The organism is Cnuella takakiae, from assembly GCF_001953305.1.
GTDB lineage: Bacteria > Bacteroidota > Bacteroidia > Chitinophagales > Chitinophagaceae > Flavisolibacter > Flavisolibacter takakiae.
Window position 1 is genome coordinate 4,861,513 of sequence record NZ_MTFE01000010.1, and the last position, 16,540, is coordinate 4,878,052.

Annotated in this window: 17 protein-coding genes; 4 read left to right on the forward strand and 13 right to left on the reverse strand. The window is 50.5% G+C overall.

Annotated features, from left to right (window positions below; all coding sequences use genetic code 11):
* Positions 1 to 241 precede the first annotated feature (241 nt).
* On the reverse strand, positions 242 to 472 hold the full coding sequence (locus tag BUE76_RS20845) for a hypothetical protein (RefSeq protein WP_073044270.1): 231 nt from the start codon (positions 470 to 472) through the stop codon (positions 242 to 244).
* Positions 473 to 714: 242 nt separating this feature from the next.
* Positions 715 to 1,278, reverse strand: coding sequence for a 5' nucleotidase, NT5C type (locus tag BUE76_RS20850; protein WP_073044460.1), 564 nt, complete (start codon positions 1,276 to 1,278; stop codon positions 715 to 717).
* Positions 1,279 to 1,711: 433 nt separating this feature from the next.
* Here BUE76_RS20850 and BUE76_RS20855 point away from each other — a divergent pair, with 433 nt between their 5' ends.
* A complete protein-coding gene (locus BUE76_RS20855; protein WP_073044458.1) occupies positions 1,712 to 2,227 on the forward strand; it encodes a DinB family protein in 516 nt (171 codons plus the stop codon).
* Between the two features lie 37 nt (positions 2,228 to 2,264).
* On the opposite strand, the gene BUE76_RS24285 is transcribed toward BUE76_RS20855, so the two are convergent.
* A complete protein-coding gene (locus tag BUE76_RS24285; RefSeq protein WP_143157329.1) occupies positions 2,265 to 2,513 on the reverse strand; it encodes a hypothetical protein in 249 nt (82 codons plus the stop codon).
* A 294-nt stretch (positions 2,514 to 2,807) separates the two neighbouring features.
* Between BUE76_RS24285 and BUE76_RS20865 the strand changes: the two genes are divergently transcribed.
* Both BUE76_RS20865 and BUE76_RS20870 read left to right on the forward strand, forming a co-directional pair.
* Positions 2,808 to 3,263, forward strand: coding sequence for a CBS domain-containing protein (locus BUE76_RS20865; protein WP_073044266.1), 456 nt, complete (start codon positions 2,808 to 2,810; stop codon positions 3,261 to 3,263).
* 44 nt (positions 3,264 to 3,307) lie between these two features.
* On the forward strand, positions 3,308 to 3,976 hold the full coding sequence (locus BUE76_RS20870; protein ID WP_073044263.1) for a GDSL-type esterase/lipase family protein: 669 nt from the start codon (positions 3,308 to 3,310) through the stop codon (positions 3,974 to 3,976).
* A 92-nt stretch (positions 3,977 to 4,068) separates the two neighbouring features.
* Here BUE76_RS20870 and BUE76_RS20875 read toward each other — a convergent pair whose 3' ends face one another.
* The 4 genes from BUE76_RS20875 to BUE76_RS20890 all read right to left on the reverse strand — a co-directional run bounded on the left by BUE76_RS20875 (position 4,069) and on the right by BUE76_RS20890 (position 8,245).
* Positions 4,069 to 4,512: a DMT family transporter gene (locus tag BUE76_RS20875; protein ID WP_073044262.1), complete on the reverse strand. Its 444-nt coding sequence runs from the start codon at positions 4,510 to 4,512 to the stop codon at positions 4,069 to 4,071.
* Between the two features lie 587 nt (positions 4,513 to 5,099).
* Positions 5,100 to 6,167 carry a carboxypeptidase-like regulatory domain-containing protein gene (locus tag BUE76_RS20880; protein ID WP_073044260.1) on the reverse strand — a complete coding sequence of 356 codons (1,068 nt, stop codon included), beginning with the start codon at positions 6,165 to 6,167 and terminating at the stop codon, positions 5,100 to 5,102.
* 42 nt (positions 6,168 to 6,209) lie between these two features.
* Positions 6,210 to 7,220 carry an NAD-dependent epimerase/dehydratase family protein gene (locus BUE76_RS20885; protein WP_073044258.1) on the reverse strand — a complete coding sequence of 337 codons (1,011 nt, stop codon included), beginning with the start codon at positions 7,218 to 7,220 and terminating at the stop codon, positions 6,210 to 6,212.
* Positions 7,221 to 7,402: 182 nt separating this feature from the next.
* Positions 7,403 to 8,245 carry a 3-hydroxyacyl-CoA dehydrogenase NAD-binding domain-containing protein gene (locus tag BUE76_RS20890; RefSeq protein WP_073044456.1) on the reverse strand — a complete coding sequence of 281 codons (843 nt, stop codon included), beginning with the start codon at positions 8,243 to 8,245 and terminating at the stop codon, positions 7,403 to 7,405.
* Positions 8,246 to 8,403: 158 nt separating this feature from the next.
* Here BUE76_RS20890 and BUE76_RS20895 point away from each other — a divergent pair, with 158 nt between their 5' ends.
* Positions 8,404 to 8,601, forward strand: a complete 198-nt coding sequence (locus BUE76_RS20895; RefSeq protein WP_073044257.1) for a hypothetical protein — start codon at positions 8,404 to 8,406, stop codon at positions 8,599 to 8,601.
* A 289-nt stretch (positions 8,602 to 8,890) separates the two neighbouring features.
* Here the strand turns inward: BUE76_RS20895 and pheS are convergent, their stop codons facing one another.
* The 6 genes from pheS to BUE76_RS20925 all read right to left on the reverse strand — a co-directional run bounded on the left by pheS (position 8,891) and on the right by BUE76_RS20925 (position 16,433).
* Positions 8,891 to 9,919 (reverse strand): phenylalanine--tRNA ligase subunit alpha, encoded by a 1,029-nt coding sequence (gene pheS / locus BUE76_RS20900; protein WP_073044255.1) that lies wholly within the window; start codon positions 9,917 to 9,919, stop codon positions 8,891 to 8,893.
* A gap of 287 nt (positions 9,920 to 10,206) precedes the next feature.
* Positions 10,207 to 11,022 carry a glutamate racemase gene (gene murI / locus BUE76_RS20905; protein WP_073044253.1) on the reverse strand — a complete coding sequence of 272 codons (816 nt, stop codon included), beginning with the start codon at positions 11,020 to 11,022 and terminating at the stop codon, positions 10,207 to 10,209.
* 373 nt (positions 11,023 to 11,395) lie between these two features.
* Entirely contained in the window at positions 11,396 to 11,944 is a 549-nt protein-coding gene (locus BUE76_RS20910) for an OmpH family outer membrane protein (protein ID WP_073044251.1), read from the reverse strand.
* Between the two features lie 109 nt (positions 11,945 to 12,053).
* Positions 12,054 to 12,566: an OmpH family outer membrane protein gene (locus BUE76_RS20915; protein WP_073044249.1), complete on the reverse strand. Its 513-nt coding sequence runs from the start codon at positions 12,564 to 12,566 to the stop codon at positions 12,054 to 12,056.
* Positions 12,567 to 12,687: 121 nt separating this feature from the next.
* On the reverse strand, positions 12,688 to 15,423 hold the full coding sequence (locus BUE76_RS20920) for a BamA/OMP85 family outer membrane protein (protein WP_073044247.1): 2,736 nt from the start codon (positions 15,421 to 15,423) through the stop codon (positions 12,688 to 12,690).
* 254 nt (positions 15,424 to 15,677) lie between these two features.
* Positions 15,678 to 16,433, reverse strand: a complete 756-nt coding sequence (locus tag BUE76_RS20925) for an isoprenyl transferase (RefSeq protein WP_073044245.1) — start codon at positions 16,431 to 16,433, stop codon at positions 15,678 to 15,680.
* Between the last annotated feature and the right edge of the window lie 107 nt (positions 16,434 to 16,540).

Sequence of the window (16,540 nt, forward strand, 5' to 3'; positions counted from 1 at the left end):
TCAAGTAGTTCAGCGGCGTAATTTTACGATCACGCATAGCAAAACTACGAATGAACCCCAATCCTGTTTGTAGTAAAAAATCGAATTGTAGTAATTTATTTACAAGGCTGGCGTAAATAAATCACTTAAGTGGAGACGCGATGTTCATGAATCTGAAAAACAACAGGAGCAACACTTAGGCATTACCGTTAGTAATAAAGCGTACCCAAAAACTACGGTAACCGGCTTTAAGTCAAAGCACTTAGTGCAGGTATTTAAACACGCGGGTACGATAGGCTTCTAGGTCACTTTCATTTCCCAGTTCATCAAACCGCGACACTTCGCCGCTGGGCGAAACACGCACCAGCAATACTACACCACCACCAATTACGGTGCGGCGGGCCCGTTCAAACATCTGTTCCAGCGCATCGGTATCGCCAATGGTTTGCAGGTGTTCTACCTGCTGCACATCAATGGTATATTCCAAGGTCATAATTCGGCGAATGTAAGTTGAATGGATGAAGCCGGTGGCAGGTCCACACAGTAAAAAGCGGTTGAACGTCGGTTCAACCGCTTTTGCGTATGCGGAAATTTATCCCATACCAGCCAGAAGCCTATTTGCGGTTTTGGTTAAAGTATGATTGATTGTGTTCAAAACCCCAGTCGTTTGTCCCGGCGTTGAAGTGGCCCAAAAGCCGTACCAAAACCGGTATACTGCGGAGGCTGCTTCTGGAGTTACAAACTATTGCCCCGGTAGCTGAAGGCCAGTTCTGTCTTCAAGGCCCGTATGGCCTCCTCCCAACTGCTTACCCGCTGGTGGTGTCTTACCTTCAGGTTGTGCGGTGCGGTAAACAAAAAGGTCTTACCCGGGAAGCGGTCCAGGTTTTTTACATGATCGTCTACCATATAATCGGTATTGATAATGGCCTTGGTACCGCAAAAAATGATATTGTGCCAGGAGATAAAAGGAAAATGCTCGCGCAGCCAATCCAGCTTTTCGGCAAGCGAGTTGGGGAACTCCATGGCCGCCGAAACGATGTACACATCAAACTGTTCCATGAGCTCGGCTATGGCTTCCTGTGCGCCGGGCACCAGCGGTGTGGTGCGAAAAAAATTGGGCTGGTACAGGTAGCGACGCACTGCACCATCGGGGAGGCACTCGTCTTCGGGTAGCCCGTCGAAAGCGTTTGGCCCCAGGCGGATGCCACTTTCCCGGAAATACCATTCGCGGAACTGTGCCGCTGTATCGGCCAGCACGCCATCCATGTCTATGGCTATTGATCTTCGGCTCGTATGCATAAGTGCCTTAAATATACCGGTTAATCGGGCTCGGCCCACACAAAGCTCATCGTAAAGGAAATGATAAAAAGAACCCGCCACCCGGAAAAGTTCGGAAAACAAATTTTTTTAATACCAACACACCGTACCTTTATGGCTCACCAAAAAAAAGGAGGTATTCATGAGTCTAGCAGCATATTCATGGAAGCCTTCGGTTAGTATCGCCTAACCGGGCTTAGTCCATCAAAATATCTGTTGATGCCCAAGCAGGCATCACTGGCCACCAGGTAAACCTGGTGGCCTTCTTTTTTTATAACAGATGCAGGGATTGGAATGGATGACAGGATGAAAAGCGATGTCTTCCGGGAAGGGCAAGCGTGCTTGTAGCAGGGGTTTTAGGATGATAAACAAAAGCACTTACCTTCAGATCCCTTTTACCAAAACCTTGATAGTTATGTCCCTTCCCGAAGTATGGTTACGCGGTCCTTTGCCACAGATACCTCCCCCGTTACAACCTGTGGCACATGCCTTACTGCAGGCCCGCGAAGAACTGCAGGTTTTGCTACAGGATTGCACGCCCGACCTGCTTTGGCAAAAACCTGCAGGCCTTGCTGCCCCGGGCTTTCATTTGCGCCACCTGGCAGGTGTGCTCGACCGCCTTTTTACCTATGCCCGTGGTGAAGCACTTACCGAAGCACAGTTAGCCTACCTGCGCGCTGAAGAACAGGCCGATGGAAAGATTATTCCCTCCGATTTACTGGAACATTTCAACAGGCAGGTAGACCAGGCACTGCACCAACTTGAGCAGGCTGATATTGCTACCATTACCCACTTCCGGGGTGTGGGCAGGGCACAACTGCCGTCTACGGTGCTGGGTCTTTATGTACATGCCGCCGAACATACCATGCGCCACCTGGGCCAACTGCTGGTAACCGTAAAAGTGTTGCAGGCAGGCATTACCGCAGGCTAACAAAAAAGCCCGGTGGTACCGGGCTTTACTATCTTGATTATTGCAGCAGATCGTCGAGTGGAATTTCATCGAGCCAGCTGTCCAGCCTTTCGTTGGGGCCAAATGCCTCCAGCTGCACAATGACGTTGAAGTGGTGGTGGTGGTGTACTTCCACATAAAACCCATCAACGGCATACAGTCGGAGGGTACAGAATTCGGCTTCCCGCTCGGCCAGCAATATGCCCTGATGTTCCAACACATCAAACTGTGCGTCTTCGTTCATCTGGCGGAAATATCGGAGTGTCATGACTGCTTGTTGAATGCCAAAAATAATATATACGAATGCCCTTTTGGAAAGATTTCGGCAGGCAGGGTTTAATGGCCGGTCAACTTGTTTTTTCCTTGTTTGAAGCGCCTTTGCACCCTGATTGCTTTCACCAAACAAATAACGAAATATAGATGTTTGGTGTTTGTTAATTCAGGTAAAATAAACTGCATTCAGTTAATCCGGCTGCCTGCTGTTCTTTCCACAAGTGAAAGAACGGAAGCTAAGCCCATGAATTATAACTGATATAGCCTATTTTTAAAAAAATCAAGTAACATGCGCACTGTTAAAGACATCCTGGACAGCAAGCCCCAGGCTTTTAATGTAATCGGCCCCGATGCGATGGTGATTGATGGGTTGAATATGCTTAATTCGGTAAACCTGAGCTACCTGATTGTAATGGATGGCAACGAGTACCTGGGCATATTCAGTGAACGCGACTACAGCCGTAATGTAGTACTCAAGGGCCGCAGCAGCCGCACCAGCACGGTGGCCGAAGTAATGACCGTAGACCTGCCGGTGGTACACCTGCACGAAACCGTGGAGCAATGTATGCTGGTGATGAACAGCTACCGTACCCGCTACCTGCTTGCCTACGACGAACAGGAAAAATTTAAAGGCGTGATTACCATACACGACCTGCTGCGCCAGGTGCTTACCAGCAAAGAAGCCGTATTTGATACAACGGTTGCCGAGCAGCTGCTGAGCCACGACGAACGCGGCATCTATTAAGTACATCGCCCCTGCGGCGCACTAACGTTAAAAGAACCTTTGAAATGCCTTTGTTACAGCGATTGTTTGCCCTATGTTTTCTGCTGCTGGCGCATAGCAGCTTTAGCCAAAATACCGATGCTCCTTTTGCCGATGAAATAAAGGCCTTCGACCAGCAGGACGCCCACCAACCGCCTGCTCCGGGTGCCATTCTTTTTGTAGGCTCTTCTTCTATCCGTCTTTGGGCGGGCCTTCAGTCCGATTTTCCCAACCACCGGGTATTTAACCGCGGTTTTGGCGGTGCCAGCATTCCTGATGTTGCCCGTTATGCCCGGCAAACCATTTACCGCTACAAGCCGTCACAGATCATTTTCTATTGTGGCGAAAACGACCTGGCAGGTTCCGACACCATACAGGTAGCTACGGTAGTAAACCGGTTTACCAGCCTTTTCCACGAAATAAGAAAAGAACTGCCCGGTGTGCCCTTTGTTTTTATCTCCATCAAACCCAGCCCCAGCCGCGCTCATATCAAAGCCAAAGTGGTAGCCGCCAACCAGCAGATCAGGCGCTTCCTGGCCCGGCAGCAGGCCGCGCGTTTTGTGGATGTTTACCAGCCCATGCTGGGTGCCGACACCCGCCCCCGGGCCGAATTGTTTAGGAGCGACAGCCTCCACATGACGGAGAAAGGTTATGCTATTTGGCGGGAAAAGCTGGCGCCTGTCTTACGCAAATAACAAGGGTTGGAAATGGAAGTTACAGGACCAAAAAACTGGAGCGGCGGGAGCCGCTTTTTTTATGGAAGCTTCTGCCGGCGTTTATGCCTAACCTATTTTCTAACCAGGTAAATGCCCCCCAGAATCAATGCCACGCCCACCAGCTGAACCGGCGTGATGCTGCGTTGCATATTGCCAAGCCAGCCGTAGTGATCGAGCAGCAGGGCGGTCAGAATTTGCCCGCATACTACCAGGATAAAAGTAAGGGCCATACCCTGCCGCTGGTTGACCCAGGTGATATAGCCGAGGAACAGAGCCCCCAACACACCACCCAACCAGATGTACCAGGGCCCGGTGCGGGCAGGCCTGATGGCCACAAGGGCACTTCCGTTGGTCAGGGCATTGGCAGCCACCAGGCAGATGCTCCCGATCAAAAAAGACAGCAGCACACCTACCAGGGAGCCACCCACCTGTTTGCCCAAGCGGCTGTTGAGCAGGGCTTGCACCGGCAGGATGCTGCCAGCCAGGAAAGTGAGCAGGGGTAAGAGATACTTCATGCTTTTTTGTTTGGATGCAGGAAAATACAAAGAAGCAAAACACCACCCGCACAGCCCGGAAAAGACACTCAGGGATTGTTGCGCAAAAAATTTTTTTTGCGCCGCAGGTAATTATACCCGCCAACTGCCCAGCAAAAACCCTTACCGACAAAAACAAAGGTTTCGACTAATAAAAACAGTGGTGTAAACTTGTAATAAGACCTTTGTAAAAAGTCCAAAACCACCATCCATGAACCACCTTTTTTCAACTCAGGCGCTACGGAGCTTTGCCAGACTCATCGCACTGCTTGCGATGTTGTTTTTCCTGGTTAACTTCTTTGCCTAAGGCGTCCTTACTGAAAAACCTAAGGCCGTACAGATAATCACTTTGTGGTTAGCTGTACGGCCTTTTTTTATCGCAGATGGAAGGATGAGGAAGGATGTCGCTGATGGAGGTTGAAGGATTGGAATGCATGGTGTGATGTACGGTTCGGAGATGGATTGAATGAAAGGGATGAAAACAGTTTCAATCTTCCCTGCAACTCAACTGATCCTATTGCAATCTTCAATACCCAATACCCAATTACTAATCACCAATCACCTATCCCTCATTCTTCATAATCATAAGGCAGCTGGTCGGCGAGGTTTTTCCAGCTCCAGTATCCCTGATTGGTCCAATTGCGCTGGTCGAGGAAATAGCCGTTGGGCATGATGAGGATGCCATCACTCAGGTCAACATAAGATATCTGGAATGGCACATCCTTGGGCATGTTGTATTGCTGCAGGTAGCGCAGGTTGGGAGCAGCCTTGCTATAGGTGATGCTGGCTTTGCGCGGAAAATACAGTTCTGCATTGCCGGTACTGTCGTCAAACAAATAGTAGCTGGTATCATAGGGATTGGAAAGCCTGCCAAACTGGTTGCGGCTGCCCGAAGTGAGCACATCCACCAGGAAGCCTTCCTGCTTTAGGGTACTGTCGTAATAAGACCGCAGGAAGTGTAACCTTGAGCCCTGGTATGCCTGCCGGCGTGCCTCGGCCCATTGGCGCTGTTGCGTGGTATCGCCTTCCATGGGTTGAAACAAACAGGCTCCGCGGTAGGTGTTCACCAAGGTTTTGTTGTACAACACAAACGAATCAAGCTGGTAGCGGATCTCATAACCCAGTGCCGCATTGCGCAGCCGCAAAGGTTCGGAAGCCAGCACTTTTACCCGGTCGTTGCGTTTGAAGTACAAAAATTTCAGGGCTTCCGGATTAAGCAGGGTACAGCTATCGGCATTGGGCGTAGCGCCAACAAAATAGCGGAGGAATGCAGGGCCATACTGTTGCCAGCCATCGGCCACCTCGTTGCTGCTGCGGATCACTACTTCCTCGATATTCTTCTCTTCTTTTTTCAATGCTATATCCAAACCCTGATCGGCAGAAGCTTCAATATTGAGGGTCTTTTTGGTATAACCCGTATAGGAAATAATCAACTCGTAGCCACCCTTTGCCAACTGCAACTGGTACCGGCCTTCCTTATTGGTGATAACGCCGCGGGTAGTGTTCTGGGCAAAGACGGAAGCGCCTTCCAACGGCTGGCGGGTATCGACATCTACAACGGTACCGCTGATAAGGGCTTGTGCTAAAAGGGTACTGCCACAGCACAGAGCAAAGAGGAACAGGAAAAATGGCTTCATGGAAGAAGAGGTTTCAGGATTGTGCCTGCAGCACACAAACAGCTATAACGACAACCGGCCGTCATTTAGTGCCTGCAGGTATTGGGCTGCAGCCCTTTCGATAACCACAGGTAAGGGCGTGTAGGTAAAACCCGGTAAGGCTTGCAGCAATGCGCTGTTTTCAAAACGCGTCTGGCTTTGGGCAATGCGGGCTGTTTCGGAAGTAAGCAGGGGTTTTTTACCCGACAGCATGGCCTTGAGCGCTTCTAACCGCCAGGCAAGGCCTGCCAGCAAAGGCGTGGCATTCTGCGCCGGCCTTTTTTTCCCAAAGCCATCGGCAATCAGGTGTAGCAGGTTGCGGAAAGAAAGATCATCGGCTGAAACAATAAAGCGTTTGCCGTGCAGATCAGACAAGAGAGCTTGCACAGCAGCCTGGGCTACATCTTCCACTCCTACAAAACCGTTCACGCCATTGGTATACCAGGGAAATTCCTGGTAAGCATTTTTGAAGATGGCGCAGGACGACTGGTGCCAGTTGCCAAAACCCAAAATGGTACTCGGGTTAAGGATGACGCCTTCCAACCCTTCGGCAAAGCCACGCCATACCTCCATTTCGGCGCCGTGCTTGGAAATGGCATAGGCGGTATTGCGCTTGCTGTCGGTCCACTTCTTTTCTTCGTTCACCGTTTCTGCCTTTACGCTTCGGCCAAGAGCCGCAACGGAACTAATGTGCACCAAACGGCGTACGCCCCTTTCAATGGCCATGTTCACCACATTGGCCGTGCCTTCCACATTTACCTGTTGCAACAGCTGCCTGTCGGAACTGTGAAAAGAAACCACGGCAGCTGAATGTATCACGGCATCTATACCTTCCATTGCCTCTTCAAGCGAAACAACATCCAGCACATCGCCGGGCACCCACTCTACCTGCTCCGCAATTGCCCTGGGCAGGTAAAACGGCAGCGCATCGGAACGGCGAATTGCCCGCACCCCAATACCAGTTTGCACCAGGGACTGCAAAATATAAACGCCCAAAAAGCCGGTACCGCCGGTCACAAGGACTTTATTCAGCAAATTGAAAAGTTGTGGGTTTGTTTAGGAGGCTGCAATATACCCCATGTTGGGGAGATGAAGGATAGGTTATGGACGATGGGCCATAGACCATGGACCATGGACTATGGACGACGAGGTTAGTACCAAATAAGAAAAGATGCCTTGGCAAAAACAATCACCGATTACTATTCTCCACTTCTCATTCACCATTCATAAAATCCTTTCCCGGTCTTCTTGCCCAACTCGCCTTCTTTCACTTTTACTTCCTGCAGGTAGGATGGCTTCAATCGTTCCGGTTGTCCCAGTTGCGCGTATACCGAGCAGCTCACGGCATAGTTCACATCATTGCCAATAAGGTCCATCAACCTGAAGGGGCCCATGCGAAAACCCTTGTCTTCCAGAATGCGGTCAATTTGCGCCAGGTCCGTGCCCGCTTCTGCCAGCCGGAGTGCTTCAATATAATACGGACGCGCTACCCTGTTGACGATAAATCCGGGGGCATCGGCACAGCGCACCGGCGTTTTACCCAAGTGCCGCACCAGTTGCAGTAAGGTTTCTATTGTTGCGGCTGCAGTTGCTGCACCCTGCACCACTTCTACCAGGGGCATGAGTGCTGCGGGATTAAAAAAATGCAGTCCCGCAAACCTTTCGGGATGCGGCAGCGTGGCAGCCAGCCTGGTAATGGATAAAGATGAAGTATTAGAGGCCAGCAAGGTGTCCGGCTCGTTGATGGCGGCAAGTTGGGTAAATAGCTGTTGCTTGGCCTCAGGCTGCTCTACGATCGCTTCTATGACGAGGTGGGCTTTACATAGATTGATATCGCTGGTAAACCGGAGCTTTTCCCACATGTCTTTCCCTGCCTGTTCGGTCAGCTTGCCCTTTGCTACCCCTTTTGCAATCAACGCTTCCAGCTCCTGGCGGGCAATTTCCAATACAGGTTCGTTGGGATCATAAACAAGGGTGGTGAAGCCGGCGGCTGCACATACCTGGGCAATGCCCCTGCCCATGGTGCCGGCACCGCAAACGGCAATCGTATGAATATTCATGCAAGCAATACTTAGGCGTACAAGGTAAGGGATAAGCTGCAAGCCTGCTGTAGCGGCCGGGTATAGTTTTGGCTGACCAGAATCATAGACCCTGCAGGCGCAATCCTTAAAACCAGGAACAGGCCTGCCGTATTTTGTAACCACCCAACCATTAGTATATGAAAAAGAAACAAAAGCAAAACCTGGCCATTGGCATTACTATTGGCGCTATTGCCACCGGCCTAACGGCCTACCTGCTGTTCCGTAAAAAAGCGAAGCAAGACAAGCCCTCCAAAAGAGCGCCCCAGCTGGATATTGATAACCCGGGCAGCCAGGCCGAGTTTCCTACAACGGCTACGGAGTCGGAAGTAGGATAGGGATAATAAGCCAATTAGCTAATGTGATAATGCGCTAAATGATACCTGTTTTCATCGAGCGGAGAAAAGACTGCAAGCTTTTAGCTGGAAGTAGGGCCTTATTCCTGATTCAGAAAAAGCTACAACAGTAAGCATCCCATACCTGGCAAACTGAATTTGATAATGGAGCCAAAAGTCGGCTTCATAAAAAAGCTTTGTGAAGTTGGTTCACAAAGCTTTTTATCTATATCAAGGTCTCGTGTACCCGCCAATTAGCACATTAGCTTATTATCAAATTAGCTCATTATTCCTACACTGCCCCTGTAAACTGTTTCAGGAAGCGCAGGTCATTTTCGCTGAAGAGGCGCAGGTCGTTGATGCCATACTGCAGCATGGTAATGCGCTCGATTCCCATACCAAAGGCATAGCCCGTGTATTTGTTGGCATCAATACCGCAGTTTTCCAGCACCCTGGGGTGCACCATTCCGCAACCCAGAATTTCTACCCAGCCGCTATGCTTGCACACGCGGCAGCCTTTACCACCGCAAATGAGGCAGCTGATATCCATTTCGGCGCTGGGCTCGGTGAAGGGGAAGTAAGAAGGGCGGAAACGCACTTTTACATCCTTGCCAAACAGCTCCTGTACAAAGAAATAAAGGGTTTGCTTCAGGTCGGCGAAGCTAACATGCTCGTCGATGTACAAACCTTCCACCTGGTGGAAAAAGCAGTGGGCACGCGCCGAGATGGTTTCGTTGCGGTACACACGGCCCGGGCAGATAATGCGGATGGGCAGCTGGCCTTTTTCCATCTCGCGGGTTTGCACGTTGGAAGTGTGGGTACGCAGCAGCCAGTCGGGGTTTTGCGAAATATAAAAAGTATCCTGCATGTCGCGGGCAGGATGGTGCTCGGGCAGGTTTAGCGCGGTGAAGTTGTGCCAGTCGTCTTCCACTTCAGGGCCGTCGGCAACGGCGAAACCCAAGCGGTGGAAAATATCGATGATGCGTTTGCGCACCAGGTTAATGGGATGACGCGAGCCTGCAACCAGCGGATCGCCGGGCAGCGAAAGGTCGATATCATCGGCAGCCTGTGGCCCGTTGTCCGCAACCTCTTTAGCTCCTTCGTATTTGGCTTCGGCAAACTGCTTGAACTCGTTCAGCACCTGTCCGAACGCTTTCTTCTGCTCATTGGGCACATTGCGCATCTCGCCAAAAAGTGCCTTTACAATACCTTTTGTTCCCAGGAACTTAATGCGGTACTCCTCCAGTTGCTGGGGCGATCCAATTTCCAGGGACTCTATTTCCTGGCGGTAAGCGGCAATTTGCTGCACGATCTGATCCATGGGGGCAAAGATAAGAACCGCAGATTTGTATGATTGGAAATGATTTGTATGAACCGGTGATTGGCAGCATTCGAAAAGGTTTGAGCAGAACCAGCGCTCAGTAGTTACTCACCTGATTTAAGAACAACCTGTTTTAATAATTGCATGCACATCCTATTTACTATAATACTTGCTGCTTCAACCTTTATCGTCCACTTGGAACGGTAACATTTAAGTCTTATTAATCCTTTCAAAATTTTGCAAATCACCGGCTCATACAAATCATTTCTAATCACAGAACCCTGCGGTTACAGGTCGATATGCTCCGCCTGCACTTCCCTGCCAAAAAACCGGGTAGCGTTTGTTTTAAAATCCAATGCGGAATCTGTGGTGAAGAAACGACAGCGACCACCCTGGGTAAGCTGGGTTTGTATTTCAGGGTGTCGGTTCAGGTAATCATCCAGGCTGGCGGCAACAATTTCGCCCTGGCTCACCACTTTTACATGTTTCGGAAGGTGGGCTTTGATCTGCTCCTCCAACAGGGGATAGTGGGTGCAGGCCAGTAATAGGGTATCGATACCGGGGCTTTGCGCCAGCAGGTGGTTAATGTGCTTCTGTACAAAGAAGTCGGCTCCGGCACCTTCATGCTCGCCGTTTTCAATCAGCGGCACCCACATGGGACAGGCCTCCTGGGTTATGTGCAGCTGGGGGAAAAACTTCTTTATTTCAATATCGTAGGTGTTGGACTGTACCGTACCGTTAGTGGCCAATATGCCTATTTCACCGCTCTGCGAGTAATTGCCGATGATTTCGGAAGTAGGCCGGATTACGCCCAACACCCTTCCTTTTGGATTCAGATGCTGCAGGTCGTTTTGCTGAATGGTACGCAGTGCCTTGGCCGAAGCGGTATTGCAGGCAAGGATGATGAGCGGGCAGCTTTGCTGAAACAGCCAATGCACGCACTCAAGGGTGTATTTGTAAACGGTTTCAAACGAGCGGGTGCCATAAGGAGCACGGGCATTATCACCCAGGTAGATATAATCGTACTGGGGTAGCCGGTTTACCAGTTGCTTGAAAACGGTAAGGCCGCCATAACCCGAATCAAAAACACCGATTGGACTCATGCGCCAAAGATGGTAAATGCGGAAGAGATAGACAAAGAATGATGATGAGGGATTAAATTTCACGCAAAGGCGCAAAGAAGCAATGGGCGCAAAGATAGTCTTGAAATTCGCGCAATTTTTATCTTGAAAGCCTTAAGGCCGGGGAATGCCGAAACAAGTTCGGCATGACAGGTTTCTGAAGATTAAATGCTTCCCGTATGCTTATAAACCGTTATTGGATTAACCTGGTTTCAATGCTGCTCCTTTTTCCTTCAAGATACTGGTAACCGGAAACTGGCAACCAAAATCACTCATTACTCATTCTTCATTACTCCTCATGAAAAAGGGACCAACCTTGCGGCTGATCCCCTTTCATATTGTTCTGAAAAGCGGATTATCTTCTGGGAGCAGCGGCGGCTGCAGGTGCACCGGCGGCGGGCACTTTCAGGTTCAGCTTTTTGGCTACCAGGGGCAGCAGGTCGTCGGCCGGGGGCACAACAATCAGGGCTTCACGGTTCAGCACATAAGCATAACCATTTTCCTTGGCAGTACCTTGGATAGCGGCTTCTACCTTGCGGTAGATGGGCTCCAGCAGTTCTTGCTGCTTACCCTGCAGGGCCTGCTGGGTAATTTGCTGCCAGTTCTGGATCTGGTAGGCATAACCTTCCAGTTCCTGGCGGATTTGGTTTTTCACCTGGGCACTGAGCTTTACGGAGTCCTTGGTGCTCACCATGCTGTCCTTACGGTTGTATTCCTGAACCATATAGGTAAACTGGGGGTTCAGCGAATCGCTTTGGTACTTGCGCAGCAAAGAATCGATCCTGGTGGTTTCAGGCATTAGCGAAATCACCTGCTCTACGGAGATGTAACCGGTTTTTTGCGCACTGGCAGTACCTGCTACAATCATCAGCAGGGCGGCCACAAAGAATTTCAACTTGTTCATTTGGGTTTGTTTGTTCAATAGTTTAATGATGACAGTTAAATCGTCCTGGTTGTATGGGTGGTATGTTTTATGAAACCATTTGTGTTTGCCGGTTGCCGGCCAACAGCACTTAGTTTTTTACGCCCAACTCTTTTAATACATCTTCACTCCTCTCCAGTTTGGGGTCGGCAAATATAACCGTAATTCCTTCACTTTTATCGAGGATAAAATCGTAGCCACGGGCAACCGCCAGTTTTTGCACGGCATTGAAAACCTTGTCCTGTACGGGTTTTACCAGTTCCTGCCTTTTTTTGAACAGGTCACCTTCAAATCCAAAGCGCTTGCGCTGCAGTTCGCGCAGGGTTTTTTCTTTTGAAAAAAGCTGGTCTTCCCGCTTCTTTTTCAGCTCCTCGGTCAGCATCACCTGCTCCGCTTCAAAGTCGCGGTACATTTTATCCAGTTCCTGCTGCTGGGCATCGATTTCCCGTTGCCAGCCGGAAGCCACTTCATCCAGCTGCTTTTGGGCGTCCTTGTACTCGGGCATCCGGTCGAGGATAAACTTGGTATCAATGATGGCATAACGCTGCGCATCGGCGGCAAAGCCCGCAAGCAGGATGGCGGCGGCGAGGATGAGCTTTTTCATAACGGCAATTTAGACCCGGTAGTTTAGAGTGCAAAGTTAAAAGTCAGCCATCGGTCAACATTTATGCTGAACAATGGCTGACTTTATATGATTATCCTTCAAAAATCCTGTACATCACTGCTTATTCGGGTTCGAAGCCCAGCATAAAGGTAAAGCGACCAGCTCCCTTCAGGCCTTGCTGACCAGGCGTGAGGCGGTCAAGCCCAATACCATAGTCGAAGCCCAGCAAACCGAACATGGGCAGGAAGAAGCGCATACCCACACCCACCGAGCGACGGAGGCGGAAGGGATTGTACTCCTTGAAATTATACCAGCCGTTGGCGGCATCCATAAAGGCAAGGCCATAGATGGTGCTGCTGGGCTGCGTTACCAGCGGGAAGCGCAGTTCCATCTGGTATTTGTTGAAGATGGTAAAGTGCTGGCTGGCCTGGCTCAGGTCGGGGTTGATGGTAGGATCCGAAGTCTGGAACACAGGATAACCACGGAGGGCAATAACATCGTAACCCAGCAAACCAAACTGGTTGGTCAAACCATCGCCACCCACCTGGAAGCGCTCAAAGGGCGAGAAGTCCAGCTTATTGTTGTACCGGCCCATAAAGCCATACTTGGCGGCCAGCTTCAACACAAACTGCCGGTTCTTGTCGGCGCCCAAGGGTTTGCCAATGGGCACAAACCACTCGGCATTGAAACGCCACTTGTGGTACTCGGGTGTTTTATACGGGTTGGCCGATGTTACCAGGTTAGGGTTCAGGTACGAATAAGGCGGTGTAGCCTGTACCGATGCAATAAAATTGGAGCCACTGCGCGGGTAGGTGGGGTCAAACACCGAAGAGCGCTGGAGGGCTATTTTCAAGCTCACGTTGGTACTCTTACCATTGCTCATCCCGGCGAAGATGGGATAGTTGCGCAGGTCGTACTGGGTGAAGTTGAGCGAGTACACGATATTGAAATAGTCATCCGGCCATTTCAGCTGCTTACCCAATGAGATGGTAGCACCCAGGGTACGCAGGTAGTTGGTATCGGAACGGGCCTTGTCGAAGCGGCCGGTGAAATAGTCGTAGGCGTTCGAGAACTTGCTCGAGAACAGGCTCACGGTAAGCGGGTTGCGCTTGCGGCCACCCAGCCACGGTTCGGTAAACGAGAAGTTGTAGGAGCGGAAGGCGCGGCCGTTCGACTGCAAACGCAGGCTCAGCTTCTGCCCGTCGCCGGTAGGCAGCGGATCCCAGCTCTTTTTATTAAAAATATTTTTAATCGAGAAGTTATTGAAGGTAACACCCAGCGTACCGGTCAAACCGATACCTCCACCCCAGCCTGCCGACAGTTCCAGCTGGTCGGAAGACTTTTCTTCCAGCTTCCAGTTGATGTCCACGGTACCATCTTCCTGGTTGGGCACTACGCCGGGGTTGATGGTTTCCTGGTTGAAGTAGTTGAGGGCAGCCAGTTCGCGCTGCGAGCGAATGAGGTCGGAGCGGCTGAACTTCTCACCGGGCACGGTGCGCAGTTCGCGGCGGATCACGTGGTCCTTGGTTTTTTCATTACCCAGGATGTTCACGTTGCGGATGGTAGCCTGCGGTCCTTCTACAATACGGATCTCGTGGTCGATGGTATCGCTGTACACTGATGTTTCAACGGGATCGGCACGGAAGAACAGGTAACCGTCATCCATGTACAAACCGCTGATGTCGCCACCTTCCGGCGTCAGTTGTTTGCCCAAACGGCGGTTGAGGGTTTGCAGGTTGTACACATCACCCTTGCGGATACCCAAAACAGTGTTGAGCACGGAGTCGGCATACTTGGTATTGCCTTTCCAGGTGATGTTGCCAAAATAATATTTGCGGCCTTCGGTAACCTTAAGGTCGATGTTCAGGTTGCCATTGGGCGTATAGTACATGGTGTCTTCGGCAACCTGCGCGTCGCGGTAACCCAGGGCATTGTATTCTTCCAGCACCTTCTCTTTATCCTCGGCATATTTCTTCGGATCGAACTTGGCGGAGCTGAATAATTTAAAACGGAAATAAGGATCCAGGAAGGCCTTGGTCTTGCTCAGGCTCAGGAAGCCCAGGTCGTTGAACCAGGTTTTGAAAGGAATGGGATCATTCTTGCCATAAGGGCTGGGCACCTGCGAAGGAAAGAGGGTGATCTTGGTCATTTCCTTGGTACCCTTCATCTGCTTTTTCAGCTTCAGGTCGGCTACCTGCTCATTGCCATAAAAATTCACCTCGTTTACCTTTACCTTCTTGCCTTTGTCAATGAAAAAGGTCAGGTCGTTGGCGTTGGGCAAACTGGGATCGGGTTTTTCATCGATCCGCACGTTTACTTTCGAGAAGCCTTTTTCTACATAAAACTTCTCGATGGCCTCCACCGCATTGCGGCGGGTATTTTCGGTAATGATGGTAGATTTTACCAATCCGGCCTTTTTCTCCAGCTCCTCTATTTCAGATTTCTTAATTCCTTTAAAGGAAAAGTTCCCCAGCTTGGGCCGCTCCTGCACAACGATCTCCACATCGATCACATCGCCGCGAACAGAAGTAATGTTTACCTGCGCATTGGAAAAAAGACGCTGCTTCCACAGGTTGGTGATGGCTTTTGAAAAAGCATCGGTACCGGGAATCGTCAGCTTGTCGCCCCGCTGTATGCCCGAAATGGAAACAATGATACCGGTATCGAGGAAATTGGCCCCGGTAACGGTGATACTGTTGATGGTGAATTCCTTGGGCACCCTTGCGTTTTGCAGGGCCAGCAACTCGGGGTCAACGGAGGTGGGTTGCGTGGTATCGGTAACCTGTGCCGAGGCGGACGCCGCAGCGAAGGATAAGAAAGCCGCAACGGCAATGATGCGCGGTATTTTTTTCAACATGTTGATCGATTCAATCGGTCTTTTTCCTTGTAGTGCACAGGGCGCAGGAAACAACGGCTGGCAAATTAAGCCGATTTTTTGTTCCTAATTGTTAAACTGGGACGAGCAGTTGGGCGAGATGAGTGATGAATAATAAATAAAGAGTAGTTGAGCGGTTCAGGGTGAAACCATGTACAATTGTAAAAGCAATATTTTCTGATAAAAGCATCTGGCGCTTAGCCAACACGAATTACTCATTATTCATTACTGATCGCTTATTTCTCCGCCACCTTCACCTGCTCGCCGGTTTTACCAAAACGACGCTCCCTGCCCTGGAAGTCCAGGATGGCTTCGTACAGGTTGGCCTTCCGGAACTCGGGCCAGCGCACCGAAGTGAAATACAGTTCGGCATAAGCCAACTGGTAAAGCAGGAAGTTGGAAATACGGTATTCGCCGCTGGTGCGGATCATCAGTTCGGGATCGGGGAAATCGGAAGTGCAGAGGTATTGCTGCAAGGTTTCCTGGCCGATATCGGCAACATCCAACTGGCCTTTTTTCACCGCGTAAGCAATGCTTTTTACGGCATTGAGCAGCTCCCACCGGCCGCTGTAACTCAGGGCCATAATCAGGTTAAGGCCGGTATTGCCTGCAGTCAGGTCGAGGGCTTCCTGTAATTCGCGCTGGGCATAGTCGGGCAACATTTTAAAATCGCCGATGACGTGCAGCCGGATATTATTTTTATTTAATCCTTCAGCTTCCCCACGGATGGTTTTTACCAGCAATTCCATCAGGCCCACTACTTCGTACTGGGGGCGGTCCCAGTTTTCGGTAGAAAAAGCATACAGGGTCAGATACTCGATACCCATCTCGGCGCAGCCCTCCACAATATCGCGTACACTTTCCACACCGTGAAAATGCCCAAAGAGGCGGTCCTGTCCCTGCTCCTTGGCCCATCGGCCATTGCCATCCATGATGATGGCGATATGCCGGGGCAGGCGGGACTTATCTATTTTGCTCAAGAGTTCCTGCATGAATGTTGGTCTTTTCAAAGGTGCCAAAGGTAAGGTTTAGGGTTTGGAGTTGGGGGTTTGGGCTTGAACAGTTGGCCGGGCAGCCCGGTACGGGGCAAAAAAATTAG

Bases quoted from the DNA above. Each gene is read 5' to 3' on its own strand.
- BUE76_RS20920 (WP_073044247.1), bottom strand. From the start codon at position 15,423: ATGTTGAAAAAAATACCGCGCATCATTGCCGTTGCGGCTTTCTTATCC.
- BUE76_RS20870 (WP_073044263.1), top strand. From the start codon at position 3,308: ATGCCTTTGTTACAGCGATTGTTTGCCCTATGTTTTCTGCTGCTGGCG.
- BUE76_RS20910 (WP_073044251.1), bottom strand. From the start codon at position 11,944: ATGAACAAGTTGAAATTCTTTGTGGCCGCCCTGCTGATGATTGTAGCA.
- BUE76_RS20855 (WP_073044458.1), top strand. From the start codon at position 1,712: ATGTCCCTTCCCGAAGTATGGTTACGCGGTCCTTTGCCACAGATACCT.
- BUE76_RS20925 (WP_073044245.1), bottom strand. From the start codon at position 16,433: ATGCAGGAACTCTTGAGCAAAATAGATAAGTCCCGCCTGCCCCGGCAT.
- BUE76_RS20850 (WP_073044460.1), bottom strand. From the start codon at position 1,278: ATGCATACGAGCCGAAGATCAATAGCCATAGACATGGATGGCGTGCTG.
- BUE76_RS20880 (WP_073044260.1), bottom strand. From the start codon at position 6,167: ATGAAGCCATTTTTCCTGTTCCTCTTTGCTCTGTGCTGTGGCAGTACC.
- murI (WP_073044253.1), bottom strand. From the start codon at position 11,022: ATGAGTCCAATCGGTGTTTTTGATTCGGGTTATGGCGGCCTTACCGTT.
- pheS (WP_073044255.1), bottom strand. From the start codon at position 9,919: ATGGATCAGATCGTGCAGCAAATTGCCGCTTACCGCCAGGAAATAGAG.
- BUE76_RS20915 (WP_073044249.1), bottom strand. From the start codon at position 12,566: ATGAAAAAGCTCATCCTCGCCGCCGCCATCCTGCTTGCGGGCTTTGCC.
- BUE76_RS20865 (WP_073044266.1), top strand. From the start codon at position 2,808: ATGCGCACTGTTAAAGACATCCTGGACAGCAAGCCCCAGGCTTTTAAT.
- BUE76_RS20845 (WP_073044270.1), bottom strand. From the start codon at position 472: ATGACCTTGGAATATACCATTGATGTGCAGCAGGTAGAACACCTGCAA.
- BUE76_RS24285 (WP_143157329.1), bottom strand. From the start codon at position 2,513: ATGACACTCCGATATTTCCGCCAGATGAACGAAGACGCACAGTTTGAT.
- BUE76_RS20875 (WP_073044262.1), bottom strand. From the start codon at position 4,512: ATGAAGTATCTCTTACCCCTGCTCACTTTCCTGGCTGGCAGCATCCTG.
- BUE76_RS20895 (WP_073044257.1), top strand. From the start codon at position 8,404: ATGAAAAAGAAACAAAAGCAAAACCTGGCCATTGGCATTACTATTGGC.
- BUE76_RS20890 (WP_073044456.1), bottom strand. From the start codon at position 8,245: ATGAATATTCATACGATTGCCGTTTGCGGTGCCGGCACCATGGGCAGG.